Source organism: Mycobacterium pseudokansasii (genome assembly GCF_900566075.1).
Lineage (GTDB): Bacteria > Actinomycetota > Actinomycetes > Mycobacteriales > Mycobacteriaceae > Mycobacterium > Mycobacterium pseudokansasii.
On record NZ_UPHU01000001.1, the window covers coordinates 225,553 to 242,561 of the forward strand.

Annotated in this window: 16 protein-coding genes; 14 read left to right on the forward strand and 2 right to left on the reverse strand. The window is 68.0% G+C overall.

Going from position 1 to position 17,009, the window contains the following annotated elements:
- Positions 1–55: 55 nt before the first annotated feature.
- From EET10_RS01055 to EET10_RS01075, 5 genes are all read left to right on the forward strand, one after another.
- Positions 56–2,617 (forward strand): FHA domain-containing protein, encoded by a 2,562-nt coding sequence (locus EET10_RS01055; protein WP_218028426.1) that lies wholly within the window; start codon positions 56–58, stop codon positions 2,615–2,617.
- 129 nt (positions 2,618–2,746) lie between these two features.
- Positions 2,747–3,253: a nuclear transport factor 2 family protein gene (locus tag EET10_RS01060; RefSeq protein WP_036394937.1), complete on the forward strand. Its 507-nt coding sequence runs from the start codon at positions 2,747–2,749 to the stop codon at positions 3,251–3,253.
- A complete protein-coding gene (locus tag EET10_RS01065) occupies positions 3,254–4,288 on the forward strand; it encodes an NAD-dependent epimerase/dehydratase family protein (protein WP_122501828.1) in 1,035 nt (344 codons plus the stop codon).
- A gap of 8 nt (positions 4,289–4,296) precedes the next feature.
- Positions 4,297–5,124 (forward strand): class I SAM-dependent methyltransferase, encoded by an 828-nt coding sequence (locus EET10_RS01070; protein WP_036399253.1) that lies wholly within the window; start codon positions 4,297–4,299, stop codon positions 5,122–5,124.
- Positions 5,125–5,148: 24 nt separating this feature from the next.
- Positions 5,149–5,529 (forward strand): DUF427 domain-containing protein, encoded by a 381-nt coding sequence (locus EET10_RS01075; RefSeq protein ID WP_036399252.1) that lies wholly within the window; start codon positions 5,149–5,151, stop codon positions 5,527–5,529.
- A gap of 7 nt (positions 5,530–5,536) precedes the next feature.
- Here the strand turns inward: EET10_RS01075 and EET10_RS01080 are convergent, their stop codons facing one another.
- The gene (locus EET10_RS01080; RefSeq protein WP_036399754.1) at positions 5,537–5,920 is read right to left on the reverse strand and encodes a nuclear transport factor 2 family protein; all 384 of its coding nucleotides are present in this window, start codon (positions 5,918–5,920) and stop codon (positions 5,537–5,539) included.
- Between the two features lie 53 nt (positions 5,921–5,973).
- On the opposite strand from EET10_RS01080, the gene EET10_RS01085 reads away from it, so the two are divergent.
- On the forward strand, positions 5,974–6,918 hold the full coding sequence (locus EET10_RS01085) for a DNA-3-methyladenine glycosylase family protein (protein WP_122501829.1): 945 nt from the start codon (positions 5,974–5,976) through the stop codon (positions 6,916–6,918).
- A gap of 85 nt (positions 6,919–7,003) precedes the next feature.
- Positions 7,004–7,549, forward strand: coding sequence for a DNA starvation/stationary phase protection protein Dps (gene dps / locus EET10_RS01090; protein WP_122440589.1), 546 nt, complete (start codon positions 7,004–7,006; stop codon positions 7,547–7,549).
- A gap of 7 nt (positions 7,550–7,556) precedes the next feature.
- Here dps and EET10_RS01095 read toward each other — a convergent pair whose 3' ends face one another.
- Positions 7,557–8,996: a chloride channel protein gene (locus EET10_RS01095; protein WP_063466758.1), complete on the reverse strand. Its 1,440-nt coding sequence runs from the start codon at positions 8,994–8,996 to the stop codon at positions 7,557–7,559.
- 118 nt (positions 8,997–9,114) lie between these two features.
- Here EET10_RS01095 and EET10_RS01100 point away from each other — a divergent pair, with 118 nt between their 5' ends.
- From EET10_RS01100 to EET10_RS01130, 7 genes are all read left to right on the forward strand, one after another.
- Complete coding sequence (locus EET10_RS01100) at positions 9,115–10,098, forward strand: pirin family protein (RefSeq protein ID WP_036399250.1); 984 nt, start codon at positions 9,115–9,117, stop codon at positions 10,096–10,098.
- A gap of 2 nt (positions 10,099–10,100) precedes the next feature.
- The gene (locus EET10_RS01105) at positions 10,101–10,739 is read left to right on the forward strand and encodes a TetR/AcrR family transcriptional regulator (protein WP_036399249.1); all 639 of its coding nucleotides are present in this window, start codon (positions 10,101–10,103) and stop codon (positions 10,737–10,739) included.
- 219 nt (positions 10,740–10,958) lie between these two features.
- A complete protein-coding gene (locus EET10_RS01110; RefSeq protein WP_122502718.1) occupies positions 10,959–11,891 on the forward strand; it encodes a class I SAM-dependent methyltransferase in 933 nt (310 codons plus the stop codon).
- Positions 11,891–12,835 (forward strand): class I SAM-dependent methyltransferase, encoded by a 945-nt coding sequence (locus EET10_RS01115; RefSeq protein WP_036399247.1) that lies wholly within the window; start codon positions 11,891–11,893, stop codon positions 12,833–12,835. Before EET10_RS01110 ends, EET10_RS01115 begins: the two co-directional genes overlap by 1 nt.
- 266 nt (positions 12,836–13,101) lie before the next feature.
- Complete coding sequence (locus EET10_RS01120) at positions 13,102–14,403, forward strand: MFS transporter (protein ID WP_244601801.1); 1,302 nt, start codon at positions 13,102–13,104, stop codon at positions 14,401–14,403.
- Positions 14,404–14,549: 146 nt separating this feature from the next.
- The gene (locus EET10_RS01125) at positions 14,550–16,058 is read left to right on the forward strand and encodes an aldehyde dehydrogenase family protein (RefSeq protein WP_036399245.1); all 1,509 of its coding nucleotides are present in this window, start codon (positions 14,550–14,552) and stop codon (positions 16,056–16,058) included.
- Positions 16,059–16,148: 90 nt separating this feature from the next.
- Positions 16,149–17,009: an SDR family NAD(P)-dependent oxidoreductase gene (locus EET10_RS01130; RefSeq protein WP_036399243.1), complete on the forward strand. Its 861-nt coding sequence runs from the start codon at positions 16,149–16,151 to the stop codon at positions 17,007–17,009.

Here is a 17,009-nt window from a genome sequence, read left to right on the forward strand (position 1 = left end):
GTCCTTGCACCAAGGCAGCGTGTTCGGCGACGGAAGGCGACGGAAGGTGGCAGTGATGCGAACCACGACGTTCGCGGCGCCGTTGACCGTGTGGGTCGGCACGACGATGTACACCTTTGCGCCCGGCCGTGACGTCACTGTCGGTCGCGACATCCGGTCGGACATCTGCCTAAGCGGGCCGGACAGCACCTGGGTCTCACGTGAGCACTTCGTGCTGCGGTTCGACGGTGGCCACTGGGTGGTGATCGACCGCAGCCGAAACGGCACCTATCTGAACGGCGTGCGGGTGTCCACGGCGATGATCCGCAGTGGCCAGCACATCACCGCCGGTGATCCGCTGCGGGGGCCACGGCTGGTCTTCGAGGTCGGCGTCCCGCCCGGCGCCGCGATACCGGGCGCCTGGGTCGGCCCGGCTCCGCCGTCGGCTGCCGCGTCGAGTCGGCAGCCCGAGTCGCCCCGGGCCCCGCCGAATCCGCCGCCCACTGAGGCCCAGACGCTGCCCGGGTTTCCGGCGATCCGGCTTCAGCCGGCGCCCGAGCCGCCCTCCGAGCCACCGAGTGAGCCGGACCCACCCAGCGAGCCGTCACCCGCCGACCCGGCCCCGGCGGCCGATGCCGCACCGGACGACTCCGGGTATCGGGCCACCGGCTCGGCCGCGCCAAGCGTCGCCCAGGAGCCCCTGGAACCGGAGCGAACCCTCGTCAAACGGGTCATCGCCACCACCCAACGGCTGCTCCGGTATCGCCACCGGTCATTGCGGATCGGCAGGTCGCCCGGCAGCGACATCACGGTGCACGACCCGCTGGTGTCACGCGTGCACGCCGTGCTGCGGCCGACCGTCGACGGCTGGGAGATTCGGGACAAGGGCAGCCGCAACGGCACCTACGTCAACGCCGAACGTGTGCGCCGCGTGCTGCTGCGCGAGGGCGACACCGTGACTGTCGGCAACGCGGATTTCGCGTTCTGCGACACCACCCTGGTGCCCCGATCGACTTCGGCGGGCGGCGGAGTGAGCGCTGATGGCCTCGGGCTCGCCATCGACGGCCATCAGCTGCTGACCGATGTCTCCTTCACCGCTCGTCCGGGCACGCTGACGGCGGTCATCGGCCCGCCGGGCGCCGGCAAATCAAGCGTGATCGCGCTGCTGAGCGGCGCGGCCCGGCCCACATCCGGGCTGGTGACCTGCGACGGCCACAATCTGCATGCCGGCAACGCGTCGATGCGGTCGCGCGTCGCGATCGTGCCCCACCACGCCGTCATGCACGATCGGCTCGCGGTCGAGCAGATCGTGAGCTACGCCGCCGAGCTGCGGTTGCCGCCCGACACCTCGGCCGCCGAACGCCGTGCGGCCATCAACCAGGTCATCGACGAGGCCGACCTTGGCGCTCAGCGCGCGGTCAAGGCGGGCAACCTCTCCGCCGGCGAGCGCAAGCGCCTGTCGGTGGCGATCGAATTGCTCACCGGGCCATCGCTGGTGGTGTTCGAGGAGCCGAACGGCAAACCGGATCGCGGGCTGGACCGTCAGGTGATGACGACGGCGCGCCGACTCGCCGACGCCGGCCGTGTCGTCGTGGTGGCGACCCACTCGCTGGCCGCATTGAACCTGTGCGACCAGGTGTTGCTCCTAGCGTCCGGCGAGGTCGCCTTCGCCGGGCCACCGGCCGACATCGAGCAGGCGGTGAGCAAAGCGCGTTGGTCGCAAGCCTTTCCGCCGGGAGGTGGCGACGCCGACGGCGCAGGCGACGCCGCCCCGACCGACCATCGGGGCGGTCCAGCCCGGCAGCCGCCGGAAGCTTCCGGCGAGGCGCCCGAACGCAGCCGCCGCACCAGCCTGTGGCGCCAGACCTCCATGCTGATCCGCCGTCAGGTGCGGCTGATCGCCTCCGACCGCGGCTACCTCGTCGCGATGGCGGTCTTGCCGGTGGTCTTCGGGGTGCTGTCGCTGTCGGTACCGCACCGGGACGACCCGTATGAAGTTGGGCAGCTCCTGGTGGTGCTCAACAGCGGCGCGGTCGTGATGGGCATCGCGTCGACCATCCGCGACCTGGTTGCCGAACGCCGCATCTTCCGCCGCGAGCACTCCGTCGGGTTAGCGGTGCCGGCGTATGTGGCCGCCAAGCTCCTCGTTTTCGGCCTCGTCGCGGTCGTCCAGACCGCTGCGTTGACAGCCACCGTCGCGGTGGGGAAGACCGCCCCCGCCCGGGGAACCGTGTTGCCCGATCACCCCTTCGTCGAGCTGTACCTGACGTTGGCGGCCACGGCCGTCGTCTCGGCCGTCGTCGGCCTGACGCTATCCGCGCTGGCCGAGCGCCGGCGGGAGCTCCCGGCGCTGTTCCTGCTGGCGAGCCTGGTCGCGGTCGTGTTCGCGGGCGGCATGTTCCCGCTTGCCCACCGGGTCGGCCTCAACCAGCTCTCCTGGCTGGTGCCATCGCGATGGGGCTTCGCCGCTTCGGCGTCCACCATGGACCTGGGCTCGGTGGGTCTGCCGGGCACTCAGCACGAGCTTTGGACGCATTCGCCGAGCTGGTGGCTGTCGGCCATGGGCGTACTGCTCGTCTTCGGCGCGCTGTGGACGGGTGCGCTGAGCTGGCGGTTGAGGATGGTCAGCCGCCGCTGACGGGCGCACCCGCGGTGCGCGTCGAGTTCGCCGACACCGGACGTCGTACGATTCGCCTCATCTCGCCTCCTCTCGCCTCATCGACCGAACCGACGGACGGCTGCTGCCGGGCCGTCCTGAGGAGCTGATGTGACCGGCCCGGTGTTCAGCCGCGACGAATTGTCCGCGGCGTTCGGCGAATTCGAGCGAACGGTCGCCCGTGCGGCGCAGACGCGGAACTGGGACGACTGGGTCTCCCAGTACACCCCGGACGTCGAATACATCGAGCACGCCGCCGGCACGATGCACGGCCGCGAGCAGGTGCGCGCCTGGATTCAGCACACGATGTCGACCTTCCCCGGCAGTCACATGGTGGCGTTTCCGTCGTTGTGGTCGGTCATCGACGAGTCCACCGGCCGCATCATCATGGAGCTGGACAACCCGATGCGCGACCCCGGCGACGGCAGCGTGATCAGCGCGACGAACATCTCGATCATCACCTACGCCGGCCACGGCCAATGGTGCCGCCAGGAAGACATCTACAACCCGCTGCGCTTCTTGAAGGCGGGATTGACGTGGTGCCGCAAGGCGCAGGCGCTGGGCACTCTCGACGAGGACGCGGCGCAGTGGATGCAACGGTATGGGGGGATGCAATAAATGAGCACCAAGCCCAAGCTGGTCATCGGCGCCAACGGCTTCCTGGGTTCACACGTGACCCGCCGACTCGTCGCGGCGGGCGAACAGGTGCGGGCGATGGTGCGCCCCACCGCCAATACCCGGTCGATCGACGACCTGGCGCTCACCCGATTTCACGGCGACGTCTTCGATACCGCGGTGCTGCGCGAGGCGATGGCCGGCTGCGACGACGTGTACTACTGCGTGGTCGACACCCGCGCCTGGTTGCGTGACCCGTCGCCGCTGTTTCGCACCAACGTCGAAGGCCTGCGCAACGTCCTGGACGTGGCCGTCGAAAGGCCGATAGCCACGGATCTGCACAGGTTCGTCTTCACCAGCACCTACGCCACCGTGGGCCGCCGTCACGGGCACGTGGCCACCGAGGACGACGTCGTCGATGTCCGCCGGGTGAGCCCCTACGTCCAATCCCGGGTCGCGGCCGAGAACCTGGTGATGCGGTACGTGTCGGAGGCAGGCCTGCCGGCCGTCGCATTGTGCGTCTCGACGACCTACGGCAGCGGCGACTGGGGCCGCACCCCCCATGGCGCTTTCATTGCCGGCGCGGTTTTCGGCAGGTTGCCCTTCCGGATGACCGGGATCCAACTGGAAGCCGTGGGTGTCGACGATGCCGCCGAAGCGATGATCCTGGCGGCCGAGCGGGGCCGCAACGGCGAGCGCTACCTGGTCTCCGAGCGGATGATCACGTTGACCGAGGTGGTGCGGATCGCCGCGGATGAGGCCGGTGTGCCGCCGCCGCGACGCTCGATCTCGGTGCCGGTGCTTTATGCGCTCGGCGCGCTGGGCAGCCTGCGGGCCCGGGTCGCCGGCAAAGACGCCGAACTCAGCCTGCAGTCGGTGCGGATGATGCGCGCCGAGGCCGCGCTCGATCACGGCAAGGCGGTCCGCGAGTTGGGCTGGCAGCCGCGGCCGGTCGAAGACTCGATTCGCGAGGCCGCCCGGTTCTGGGCCGCGATGCGCACGGCCCGGCCGGACGCCAAGACCGCGTCATCCGAATAGGCAGACATATGGACAAAGTCGCGGTCGACCTCAGCGGGCCGCCGCAGACCATGCTCGCGACCCTGTACGCCAAGGCGCTCGACGCCGACCTGCCGCATCCGATCCTGGGCGATCGCTATGCCAAGGAGGTCGTCGAGCGCATCGACTACGACTGGTCACAAACCTCTATCACCGCACGCAACTCGGCGTCGGTGACGACGCGGACCGCGCACTTCGACGCCTGGACCCGCCAATTTCTTGCTGCGCACGCGAAATCCGTTGTCCTGCATCTAGGTTGCGGGCTGGACAGCCGATACTTCCGGGTGCGGCCCGGTCCGCAGGTGCAGTGGTATGACGTTGACCACCCCGAGGTCGCGGCGCTGTGCACCCGGCTGTACCCCACAGCGGCCAACCGGCACGTCGTCGCCGCGTCGGTCACCGATCCGGGCTGGCTGGCCGGCATTCCCGACGACCGGCCCGCGCTGCTGATCGGCGAGGGGCTGACCATGTACCTGAGCGAACCGGACGGCGTCGGGTTGCTGCGACGCGTGGTCGACCGTTTTCCATCCGGTGAGTTGCAGTTCGACGCGTTCAACCGGTTGGGCATCACGTGGCAGTGGATGAACACCGTGGTTCGCCGCTCCGGATCGACGCTGCGCTGGGGTATCGACGGACCTGACGACATCCTGCGGGCGGTGCCCGGCACCCGGCTGCTGTCTTGGGTCCGCTGGTTCGAATCCGACACCTTCGCGCGGTTGCCGCGCGCCTACCAGGTCATGGGCAGCCTCATGTCGCGGGTACCGGCACTGGCCAACATGTCGCAGTACCACCGTTACGCGTTCGGCCGGGAATGTTGATCGCCAGCAGGCGTTGCACACCCCATGAGCCACCGAAAAGTCGTAGAACCCAACGCAGGGCACCCCATCACCATCGAACCGGCCAACGGTCGGGTACAGGTGCGCGTCCACGGCGAACTCATCGCGGACACGACTGCCGCCCTGGAGTTGCGGGAGGCTACTTTGCCTGCGGTGCAATACATTCCACTGGCCGACGTCGCCCAGGACCGGCTGACCCGCACCGACACGCACAGCTACTGCCCATTCAAGGGTGAGGCCGGCTACTACAGCGTGACCACCTCGGCCGGCGACACCGTCGAGGATGCCATCTGGACCTACGAACAGCCCTATCCCGCGGTGGCCGCGATAGCCGGGCACGTCGCGTTCTATCCCGACAAGGCCGACATCAGCGTCGAGCCGGGATAGCAGCCACTCAGGGAAACACCTTCGCCAACGACTGCGTATCGCTGTATTCGCGCAGCGACACGATCTGGCCGTCGTGGCATTCGAAGATGCAGACGAACGGGCTGTCGTAGCGGGTGCCGCCGGCGGTGACGCCTTCGGCCTGCCCTTCGACGACGACCGTCTCGCCTTCGTTGACACAGCGCAGCAATTCGATAGTGACCTCGAACTTCTTTTTGCGGCGCTCGACCGCGCGCCGCAGCGTCGCCTTATCGATCGCCGAGCGGGTGGCGATGCTCCAATAGGTGAAGTCGTCGCTGAGCAACGTGAAACCCTCGTCGAGGTCTCCGCCCTCGCACATGCTCTGCATGAACATCCATGCCAGTTCGGCCTGCGGATCGTCGAACGGCGTCATCACATCGTCATCCTGTCGCGGCAGGCCGATCGCGGTCAATCGAGGTCCCGATCATGGTTGGGTTACGCCGGTCATGGCAGGCTCAACTGATCGACGCACGTACAGTCACGTTCCCCGGGGCGGGGGGCTTCGGGCACACCCTGGCGCCGTTGCGACGCGGCCGCGGCGATCCCTGCTTTCGCGTCCCGGGAGACGGCACGATCTGGCGCACCAGCCTGCTGGCCAGCGGGCCGCTCACGGCGCGCATCAGCCGCGTGGCGCGCGACGCGGCCCACTGCGTGGCGTGGGGCCCCGGGGCCGAGCAGTTCCTCGAGCTGCTGCCGGCGCTGCTGGGCGCCGACGACGACGCCGCGGATTTCGCGCCGAGTGAGCCGACGGTCGCGGCCGCGCACCGGCGGCTGCCGCAGCTGCGCCTGGGCCGCACCGGACAGGTGCTGGAGGCATTGATCCCGGCGGTCATCGAGCAGCGGGTCCCCGGCGCCGACGCCTTCCGGTCGTGGCGCGTGCTGGTGACCAAGTACGGCACACCCGCCCCGGGGCCGGCGCCCGAGGGCATGCGGGTGCCGCCGTCGCCCGAGGCCTGGCGGCACATCCCGTCGTGGGAGTTCCACCGCGCCAACGTCGACCCCGGGCGGGCCCGCACGGTCGTGAGCTGCGCGCGGCGGGCGGCGTCGCTGGAGCGGTTGACCGCGGTGCCGGCCGCGCAGGCACGCGAGGCGCTGACGTCGCTGCCGGGAGTCGGTGTGTGGACCGCGGCCGAGACGGCGCAGCGTGCCTTTGGTGACCCCGACGCCGTGTCGGTGGGTGACTACCACATCCCGAAAATGATCGGCTGGACCCTGCTGGGCCATCCGGTCGACGACGCCGGCATGCTCGAGCTGCTGGAGCCGATGCGGCCGCACCGGCACCGGGTGGTCCGCCTGCTCGAAGCCAGCGGACTGGCCCGCGAGCCCCGCCGCGGGCCGCGGCTGCCGGTGCAGCAGATCCACTCGCTGTGACTCCCGCAGACCCGGTGTTAGCAGCCGACACCATCGGGTACCCCTGCCAGGAAGTGACCATAGGCGAACTTCAGGAGGCCAACCGATGACACCGTTCACCATTCCCGGATTGACCGACAAGCAGGGCGCGCGACTCGCCGAGCTGCTGCAGAAGCAGCTGAGCACCTACAACGACCTGCATCTGACGCTCAAGCACATCCACTGGAACGTGGTGGGACCGAATTTCATCGGCGTGCACGAGATGATCGACCCGCAGGTCGAGGCGGTGCGCGGCTATGCCGACGAGGTGGCCGAGCGCATCGCGGCCCTGGGCTCGTCACCGCAGGGCACCCCGGGCGCGATCATCCAGGACCGTTCCTGGGACGACTACTCGGTGGGCCGGGACTGCGTCCAGGCTCACCTTGCTGCGCTGGACCTGGTCTACACCGGCGTGATCGAAGACATCCGCAAAGCCATCGATGAGACCGAGGAACTCGACCGGGTCACCCAGGACATGCTGATCGGGCACGCCGCGGATCTGGAGAAGTTCCAGTGGTTTGTCCGGGCGCACCTGGAGAACGCGGGCGGCAGGCTGGCCCATGACGGCTCGGCCACCGAGCGGGATGCCGCCAGCACCGCGCGCGGCACCTGAGCGGCGGCTACTCGGGCCGGGCTTTCGCGGCGCGTTCGGCCTCGGCGGCTTCACGGTTCAGCCGCTGAGCTTCATAGATCGTGACGTTGGTGCGCGACATCAGCAATGCGGCGATCCCCACGGCCAGGATTGCCCCGGGCACCACGGAGAACGAGCCGGTCATCTCCGCGACCATGATCATGATCGCCAGCGGCGCGCGTGCCACGCTGCCGAAACACGCCATCATCCCGACCACCACGAAGATTCCCGGTGCGTCCGGAACACCGGGGATGCCGGAGAGTTCACCCAGCCGCCAGACCGCGGCGCCGACGAAGGCGCCGATGACGATGCCGGGCCCGAACAGCCCGCCGGACCCACCCGTGCCGATCGACAGCGAGGTGGCGATGATCTTGGCGATCGGCAGCACGACGATGATCCACAGCGGAATGCCCATCAGCGATCCGCGGTCGGCCGCCAGCTGCGCCCAGCCGTAACCGCTGCTCAGGACCTGCGGGATCAGTAGCCCCAGTAATCCGACCAGCAGCCCGCCGACAGCCGGCTTGATGATCGGCCCGCCGGGAAGCCGGTGGGTGAGTGCCACCGATGCGTGGAAGATGCGGGCATACAGGTAGCCGACGGCCGCGGCGATCAGGCCGATCACGACAAACCACAACAGCGGCCACGCCCGTTCAAAGCGGTACTCGGCGTCGATGTAGCCGAACAGTGGATCGAATCCCAGGAAGGCGCCCAGCACCGCGTACGCCGTCCCGGAGGTGATGAAGCCGGGCAACAGGCTGCGGTAGTCGAAATCGTCGCGGTAGGTGATCGACGCCGCCAGCACCGCTCCGCCCAGCGGCGCGGCGAAGATCGCGCCGATACCCGCGCCGATGCCCAGCGCCACCGCGATCCGGCCATCCTCGTCGGACAGGCCCAGCCGCCGCGTCAGCAACGAGCAGAAGCCGGCGGAAATCTGCGCCGTCGGGCCCTCACGCCCGCCGGAGCCGCCCGATCCGATGGTCAGCGCGCTGGCCACCATCTTCACCAGCACCGCGCGCCCGCGAATGGCCCGCGGATCGGTGTGGACCGCCTCGATGGCCTCATCGGTGCCGTGACCGGTGGCTTCGGGCGCGAACCTGGCCACGATGAAGGCCGAGAGCAGCGCCCCGCCCGTCGTTACCAGCGGAATGGCCCAGGGACGCGCGAAACCGCGGGACCCGCGGCTACCGCCTTCGCCCACCGGAGTCGGAATGTGGTAGTCGGCGAGATAGCCGAGCAGGAACTCGCCGGTGTATTTCAGCACCAGGTAGAACACCACAGCGCCCAGGCCGGCGATGACGCCGATGGTGATGCCCAGCAACAACCACTTGCGCAGATAGCCGGCACTTCTGATCGATGCGCCGAATCGCCCGCCAGCGGCGGCGGGCGGCGCCTCTCTGGGTTCCGGGGCGTCCGGTGTCGGGTCATTCACCGTGCGAGCCTCGCAAGCATCACGTCATCCTATGACAACCGGGAATAAGCGGACTCTGGTCCGGTTATACCACTTAGTTCTTGATGGTTCTTGCTGAGTTCTTCATGAGGAGGTAGGCATGCCCGCTGTAACCGCCGATACGTTAACCCTGCCGCGGGTGGCCGCGCCCGGTGCCGACGCGACCGAGCGGCCGGTCCGGTCCATCACGTCTGGCCCGCGAGGTTACGAGGGCGAGGGTTTTCCGGTGATCCGGGCGTTCGCCGGAATCGGCACCGCCGCGCTGGACCCGTTCGTGCATATGGACCAGATCGGTGAGGTGGACTACCAGCCGGGCGAGCCCCGGGGCACCGACTGGCATCCGCACCGGGGCTTCGAAACCGTCACCTACATGATCGACGGAAAGCTCGCGCACCAGGATTCCTACGGAGGCGGCGGCCTGATCACCGACGGCGCGACGCAGTGGATGACGGCGGGATCGGGCATCTTGCATATCGAGACCCCGCCCATCGACACCGTGAAGCGCGGCGGAATCTTCCACGGCGTCCAGTTGTGGGTGAACCTGCCGAAGAAGGACAAGTTCGCCCAGCCTCGCTACCAGGCCATCGAGGGCGGCGACGTCACGCTGATCGCCTCGGGCGACGGCGGAGCCCTGGTTCGCCTCATCGCCGGGGAGATCGACGGCCACCGTGGACCAGGGATCACCCACACGCCGATCACGCTGGCGCACGCCACGATCGCATCCGGCGCCCGGCTGAACATCCCGTGGCGACGCGATTTCAATTCGCTGGTCTATGTGCTGTCCGGGCGCGGCTCGGTCGGCGGGGCTGGACACCCGATTCAGCGGGGGCAGTTGGCGGTGATGGGCCCCGGTGACCGGATCACCGTGACCGCCGGCCCGGCGCCGGATGCCCACGGGACAACAGCTCTTGACGTGCTGCTGCTGGGTGGGCGACCCATCCGTGAGCAGGTATTCCACTACGGGCCCTTCGTGATGAACACCCGAGCCGAAGTGATCGAGGCGCTCGAGGACTACCAGGCTGGAAAGTTTCGTAGCATCCCGCCGAACGCGCTGATGCCGCACCTGGGCGATGGCAGACTCTAGGCATGCCGCCCACCGCCGCACGTCGCGGCCCCGGACGTCCGCCTGCCGCAAAATCGGACGAGACGCGACGGCGTATCGTCAGCGCCGCCCGGCAGGTATTCAGCGAACGCGGTTACGACGGCGCGACCTTCCAGGAAATCGCCGTCCGCGCCGACCTGACCCGGCCGGCCATCAACCATTACTTCGGCAGCAAGCGGGTGCTGTACCGGGAAGTGGTGGACCAAACCAACGAGCTGGTCGTCACTGCCGGTATCGAGCGGGCACGGCACGAACCGACGCTGCTCCGGCGGCTGGCCGCGTTCATCACCGTGGCGATGGAGGCAGACGAGAAAAATCCATCCACTGCTGCATTCTTGGCCACCGCCGTGCTCGAGTCGCAGCGGCATCCGGAATTGGGGCGATCCGAAAACGACCCGGTCGCCGGCTCCCGGAAATTCCTGATCTGGGCGGTCCACGATGCCGTTGAGCGCGGCGAACTGACCGCCGATACCCGGGCCGCTCCCTTGGCCGAGGCGCTGCTGCTCATGTTGTGCGGGGTCGGCTTCTATGCCGGCTTCGTGGGCAGCTACCGAGAGATGGCGGACATCATCGCGGCGCTGCGGCAGTTGATGGCCGGCACACTCTGGAAGTCGGAGGCCTGACCGGCCGGTCGCGACCGCGGATAGTGACCTGGCCCACAAAGTGTATAGGTTGCCTAACTTATTAGGTACCATTGGCCCCGGTATGACTGATCCGGCCGGCGTTTCCCGGGTTTACCCTCGTGGCGCGCCGCCGGGACGAATCCCACGGTCTCGCACCACTTTTCGCCGGTCCATCCAACTTGAGATTCGCTAGAGAACGGGAGCACGCGAATGAGCACCCTGCGTACTCATGACGACACCTGGGACATCAGAACCAGCGTCGGCGCCACCGCGGTGATGGTGGCCGCGGCGCGGGCCGTCGAAACCGAACAGCCCACCCCGCTGATCCGCGACCCGTACGCCAAATTGCTGGTCACCAACGCCAATGCCGGCGTCCTGTGGGAGGCGATGCTCGACGAGCAGATGGTTGCCAAGATGCAGGCTCTCGACGCCGAGACCGCGGCGACCGTCCAGCACATGCGCAGCTACCAGGCCGTGCGGACGAACTTCTTCGACACCTACTTCACCGACGCGGTCGCCCATGGGATCCGTCAGGTCGTAATCCTGGCTTCGGGACTGGATTCGCGCGCTTACCGGCTGGACTGGCCGGCCCGGACGACGGTCTACGAGATCGATCAGCCCCAGGTGCTTGCCTATAAGTCCGCAACGCTGGCGGGAAACGGGGTGACGCCGTCGGCCGATCGCCGTGAGGTGCCGATCGACTTGCGCCAGGACTGGCCTGCCGCGCTGCGTGCCGCCGGTTTCGATCCGACAGCCCGGACCGGGTGGCTGGCCGAGGGGCTGTTGATGTACCTGCCCGCCGACGCCCAGGACCGGCTGTTCACCCAGATCGGCGAACTCAGCCCGCCGGGGAGCCGGATCGCGGCCGAAACCGCGGGCAACCACGCCGACGAACGGCGCGAACTGATGCGGGAGCGATTCAAGAAGGTGGCCGAGACGCTGGGCATGGAGCAGACCGTCGATGTGCAGGAGCTGATCTACCACGACCCTGACCGGGCGAAGGTCGCAGACTGGCTCAACAAACACGGGTGGCGCGCCACCGCGCAGAACGCCGGCGACGAGATGCGCCGGGTGGGCCGCTGGGTTGAGGGCGTACCGATGGCCGACGACAAGGATGCGTTCTCCGAGTTCGTGACGGCGGAGCGGTTGTAATGCCGCGCACCGCGGACGACTCCTGGGACATTGCGACCAGCGTGGGGGCGACCGCGGTGATGGTTGCCCTGGCCCGCGCGGCGGAGACGGCCAGCGACAATCCGCTCATTCGGGACCAGTTCGCCGAGCCGTTGGTGTCCACTCCCGAGTTGGTGGGAGTTCGCGAGCAGGTTGCCGCCTGGTGGGCCCCGACGCCGGACCCCGGCTCCGAGGCTGACCCGGATTTGACCGTCGATTCCCAGCAGATGATCGATTACCAGGCGGCACGCACCCATTTCTTCGATACGTATTTCGCCGACGCGGCCGGGGCCGGAATCCGCCAGGCTGTGTTGCTGGCCGCCGGTCTGGATTCGCGTGCCTATCGCTTGGACTGGCCGGACGGCACCACCGTGTACGAGATCGATCTTCCCAAAGTGTTGGAGTACAAGGAGCGGACCCTTGCAGCCCACGGTGTCGGGCCGGTTGCCGATCGGCGGCCAGTGCCCGTCGACCTGCGCCATGACTGGCCGCAAGCACTGCGCGATTCCGGTTTCGACCCGAGCCGTCCCGCGGCTTGGCTGGCCGAAGGGCTGTTGCCGTTCCTGCCGGCGTCGACGCAGGAGGCCATGTTCGCCTCGGTCGACGCGTTGAGCGGACCGGGCAGCCGGGTGGCCGTCGAGATTTTCGTATTCAACCAACACAAGCGCCAACAGGCGCAGCAGAAGTGGGCACAGCTACGAGCTGAACGAGAAGCCCCCGGCCCCAACGGCTCGGACGACTCGTTCAACCCGTTCGACCTGTGGTTTGACGACGAAGGCCGACCGGATCCGGCCGATTGGTTCACCGCCCACGGCTGGGCGACGCTGTCGGTGGAAGCGCGCGACGAGGCGGTGCGACTGGGCCGGCCGCCGGGGCCTGACGACGGGCCGTTCGCCAACCGATTCATGACTGCGGCCAAACCCTGACGCGGCAAAGCATTCAAAGCCAACACCGCGCTGGGATTCGCTGCAGCAAAGCTTTCAAAGCCACGGCCGGCCGACGGCGGCTGGGTTAGTCTGAGGCTCCGTCCGGTCACCCGGTAAGGAAGTGGTTGCATGGACCTCGACGACGCGGTCAGCACGGTAGCCCTCGTATCGGCAACTACCAGGGACTTCTCGTTATCGTCGTTATCGGTGGGTGACCCACCTCATCAGGCGGGCGCGGACTAACCGCCAAAACCGGGGTTGTGGCCGTGTCGACCCGGAGCGCCGATGGTCACGGTCTGCTGCGCGGCACACCGGGCCATGTTGGCCGCGGCGACGTATCGCGCCGCGGGGTCGCCGCGGACACTGACGCGAACTCTTTCGCGCTGACACTGGCGCTGCTGACCTCGACGGCGTTCCTGCTTTTCGCGCAGATCTTCATGGTTGCTCCGATCCTGCCGGCGCTGGCCCGCGACTTCGGCAGCACCGAGGGCATGGTCGGCCTCGGGGTGCCGGCGTTCCTGGTGCCCTACGGGTGGACGGTGCTGGTGTGGGGCACGGTATCGGACCGGTGGGGACGCCGTCGCGTCATCCTTATGTCGCTGTGCGCCTTCGTGGTCCTGACCGCAGCCACCCCGCTGGCCACCAATGTCGGGGAATTCATCGCGCTTCGATTCGTGACCGGGGTTGCCGCCGGCGGCGTGGTGCCGATCAGCGTCGCATTGATCGGTGACCTGGTGCCGTACCGGCGCCGAGGCCGGGTGCTGGGATGGGTCTTCGGTGGAGCGGCCGGTGGCATGGCCTTCGGCGCGGCCGGTGGCGCGCTGGGTGAACCGCTGGTCGGCTGGCACGGGTTGTTCGGTGTGGTGGCCGTCGGCGGACTGGTGCTGCTGGTGCTGGGGCTGTGGTCGGTTCCCGATACCGTTGCGGCGGCGCGCCCGTCGTCGGTCCGCCAGGTCGCGGCTGGATTCGCGGAGCTGCTGAGCACCTCCCGCGGTCGCCGGACCTACGGCTACGTGCTGGTCAACGCGGTGCTGCACGCCGGGGTCTACACCTGGCTGGGGGTCTATCTGCATGACCACGTTCAGCTCGACGAAGAGCAGATCGGGCTGGTGCTGCTCGGCTACGGCATCCCGGGCCTGGTGCTCAGCCCCGCCATCGGTCGACTGGCCGATCGCTACGGGCGGGCGCGCGTTATCCCGCTCGGGTTGGCCCTGACCGCCGCCTGTGCCGCGGTGTTCGCCAGTGAACCGTCGTCGTTGGTATTGCTCCAAGCCGCCGTCGTCTCGCTGTCGCTCGGGTACGACATGACCCAACCGGCCCTGGTTGTCATTGTCACCGACCTTCCCGGGCAGCGTGGGCAGGCGATCGGGCTCAACTCCTGCGTCCTGTGGGTTGGCATGGGGATTGGCAGCCTGGTCTTCCAGGCCATCCTGTTGCCACTCGGCTTCTCCGGCGCCTTCGCCTGGTTTGCGGGTTTGTCCCTGCTCGCCGGGGCGGTCGCGATACCGCTGTTTCGTGCCGAACGACCTCCGGGCGGTAGCAGAGTGTCACCCGCCGTGTCGGTGTAACACAGATCGGGCCCGATCTTTCCTATTGCTGCCCTATCAGCATGACTAGGATCGCCAATATCACCGATGTGCGACCACATGATGTGGCAGAGCACTCCGGGTCACTTCCCGTGAAGCCCGGGAAGACCGGAAACGAAAGGACAACGATGACCACCGAATCGGTTGCACCGAAAGCTCAGGAACTCAAGGCGGCCCAACCCGCAGCCGCTGAAGCCGCTGAACCCACCCCCGCGTCCGACGCATCGAAAGCGACCCACGTCGCCGAAACAGTCGCCGAAACCGTGGTACGGCTGCGTAAGACGTTCGCCACCGGACGCACTCGCAGTGTCGAGTGGCGCAGGAACCAATTGCTGCAGTTGCAGCGGTTGATGGAGGAGAACGAGGACGCGATCACCGAGGCGCTTGCCGAGGACCTGGACCGCAACCCGGTCGAGGCGTATATCGCCGATATCGCGGTGACGGTCAGCGAAGCCAAGTACGCGGCCAAGAAGGTGCGCAAGTGGATGCGCCGCAAGTACCTGCTCCTCGAGGCGCCGCAGCTGCCCGGCCGGGGCTGGGTGGAGTACGAACCCTACGGCACCGTGCTGATCATCGGCGCCTGGAATTACCCGTTCTATCTGACTCTGGGCCCGGCGGTCGGCGCGATCGCCGCTGGAAACACGGTCATCCTCAAACCCTCGGAGGTCGCCGCGGCGTCGTCACGTCTGATCGCCGAGCTGGTGCCCCGCTACCTCGACCGCGACGCGATCGCCGTGGTCGAAGGCGACGGCGCGGTTAGTCAGGCGCTGATCGCGCAGGGCCTGGACCGGGTCATGTTCACCGGCGGCACCGAGATCGGCCGCAAGGTCTACGAAGGCGCGGCGCCGCATCTGACCCCGGTCACGCTGGAACTCGGCGGCAAGAGCCCGGTGATCGTGGCAGCCGACGCGGACATCGATGTGGCCGCCAAGCGCATCGCCTGGATCAAGCTGCTCAACGGCGGCCAGACCTGCGTCGCCCCCGACTACGTGCTGGCCGACGCGACCATCCGCGACGAGCTCGTCACCAAGATCGGCGCCGCCATCGGCAGGTTCCGCTCCCAGGACGACCCGGCCGGGGTGCGCATCGTCAACCAGCGCCAGTTCGACCGGTTGAGCGGTTACCTGGCCGCTGTCGAAAACCAGGGCGAATCCGACGGTAAGGCCAAGGTCGCGGTGGGCGGCAAGTGCGACGCGTCGAACCTGCGCATCCAGCCGACCGTCGTCGTCGACCCCGATCCGGCCGGCCCGTTGATGTCCAACGAGATCTTCGGGCCGATCCTGCCGGTGCTGACGGTCAAATCCGTGGACGAGGCGATCAAGTTCGTCAACTCACGGCCCAAGCCGTTGTCGGCGTACCTGTTCACCAAGTCGCGGGAAATCCGCGAACGGGTGATCAAGGAGGTGCCGGCCGGCGGCATGCTGGTCAACCACCTGGCCTTCCAGGTGTCGACGGCCAAGCTGCCGTTCGGCGGCGTGGGCGCCTCCGGAATGGGTGCCTACCATGGCAAATGGGGCTTCGACGAGTTCAGTCACCGCAAGTCGGTGCTGACCAAGCCGACCCGTCCGGACTTCTCGAAGATCATCTACCCGCCCTACACCGAGCGCGCCTTCAAGCTGGCACGCAAGCTGTTCTAGCCGGACGCAGCTGCCCCCACGACCCGGTCGGCTGCCGGGCCGACCCCGATCGTGCCAACCCCCTTGTCCTTACCGATAGAGAGGAACCTGATGCCCGGAGTGCAGGATCGCGTCGTCGTCGTCACCGGAGCCGGTGGGGGATTGGGCCGCGAATACGCCCTGACCCTTGCCAAGGAAGGGGCCAGCGTGGTCGTCAACGACCTCGGCGGCGCCCGTGACGGGACCGGTGCCGGGTCGGCGATGGCCGACCAAGTTGTCGCCGAGATCAAGGACGCCGGCGGTCGCGCGGTGGCCAACTACGACAGCGTTGCCGAGCCCGAGGGGGCGGCCAACATCATCAAGACCGCGCTCGAGGAGTTCGGGGCGGTGCACGGTGTGGTCAGCAACGCCGGGATCCTGCGCGACGGCACCTTTCACAAGATGACGTTCGAGAACTGGGACGCCGTGCTCAAGGTGCACCTCTACGGCGGCTACAACGTCATCCGCGCGGCCTGGCCGCACTTCCGCGAGCAGAGTTACGGCCGGGTCGTCGTCGCCACCTCCACCAGCGGGCTGTTCGGCAACTTCGGCCAGACCAACTACGGTGCGGCCAAGCTCGGTCTGGTCGGCCTGATCAACACCCTGGCGCTGGAGGGCGCCAAGTACAACATTCACGCCAACGCGCTCGCCCCGATCGCGGCCACCCGGATGACCCAGGACATCCTGCCGCCCGAGGTATTCGAGAAGCTCACGCCGGACTTCGTCGCGCCGGTGGTGGCCTACCTGTGCACCGAAGAATGCGCCGACAACGCGTCGGTGTTCATCGTCGGTGGCGGTAAGGTGCAGCGGGCCGCGTTGTTCCAGAACGCCGGGGTCACCTTCGACACCGCGCCTTCGGTGCAGGATGTGGCGGCGCACTGGGCCGAGATCACTGACCTGTCCGGCGCCCAAAAAGCCGGATTCAAGCTGTAG

Bases quoted from the DNA above. Each gene is read 5' to 3' on its own strand.
- EET10_RS01070 (WP_036399253.1), top strand. From the start codon at position 4,297: ATGGACAAAGTCGCGGTCGACCTCAGCGGGCCGCCGCAGACCATGCTC.
- EET10_RS01115 (WP_036399247.1), top strand. From the start codon at position 11,891: ATGCCGCGCACCGCGGACGACTCCTGGGACATTGCGACCAGCGTGGGG.
- EET10_RS01065 (WP_122501828.1), top strand. From the start codon at position 3,254: ATGAGCACCAAGCCCAAGCTGGTCATCGGCGCCAACGGCTTCCTGGGT.
- EET10_RS01085 (WP_122501829.1), top strand. From the start codon at position 5,974: ATGGTTGGGTTACGCCGGTCATGGCAGGCTCAACTGATCGACGCACGT.
- EET10_RS01075 (WP_036399252.1), top strand. From the start codon at position 5,149: ATGAGCCACCGAAAAGTCGTAGAACCCAACGCAGGGCACCCCATCACC.
- EET10_RS01125 (WP_036399245.1), top strand. From the start codon at position 14,550: ATGACCACCGAATCGGTTGCACCGAAAGCTCAGGAACTCAAGGCGGCC.
- EET10_RS01055 (WP_218028426.1), top strand. From the start codon at position 56: ATGCGAACCACGACGTTCGCGGCGCCGTTGACCGTGTGGGTCGGCACG.
- EET10_RS01100 (WP_036399250.1), top strand. From the start codon at position 9,115: ATGCCCGCTGTAACCGCCGATACGTTAACCCTGCCGCGGGTGGCCGCG.
- EET10_RS01080 (WP_036399754.1), bottom strand. From the start codon at position 5,920: ATGACGCCGTTCGACGATCCGCAGGCCGAACTGGCATGGATGTTCATG.
- EET10_RS01130 (WP_036399243.1), top strand. From the start codon at position 16,149: ATGCCCGGAGTGCAGGATCGCGTCGTCGTCGTCACCGGAGCCGGTGGG.
- EET10_RS01105 (WP_036399249.1), top strand. From the start codon at position 10,101: ATGCCGCCCACCGCCGCACGTCGCGGCCCCGGACGTCCGCCTGCCGCA.
- dps (WP_122440589.1), top strand. From the start codon at position 7,004: ATGACACCGTTCACCATTCCCGGATTGACCGACAAGCAGGGCGCGCGA.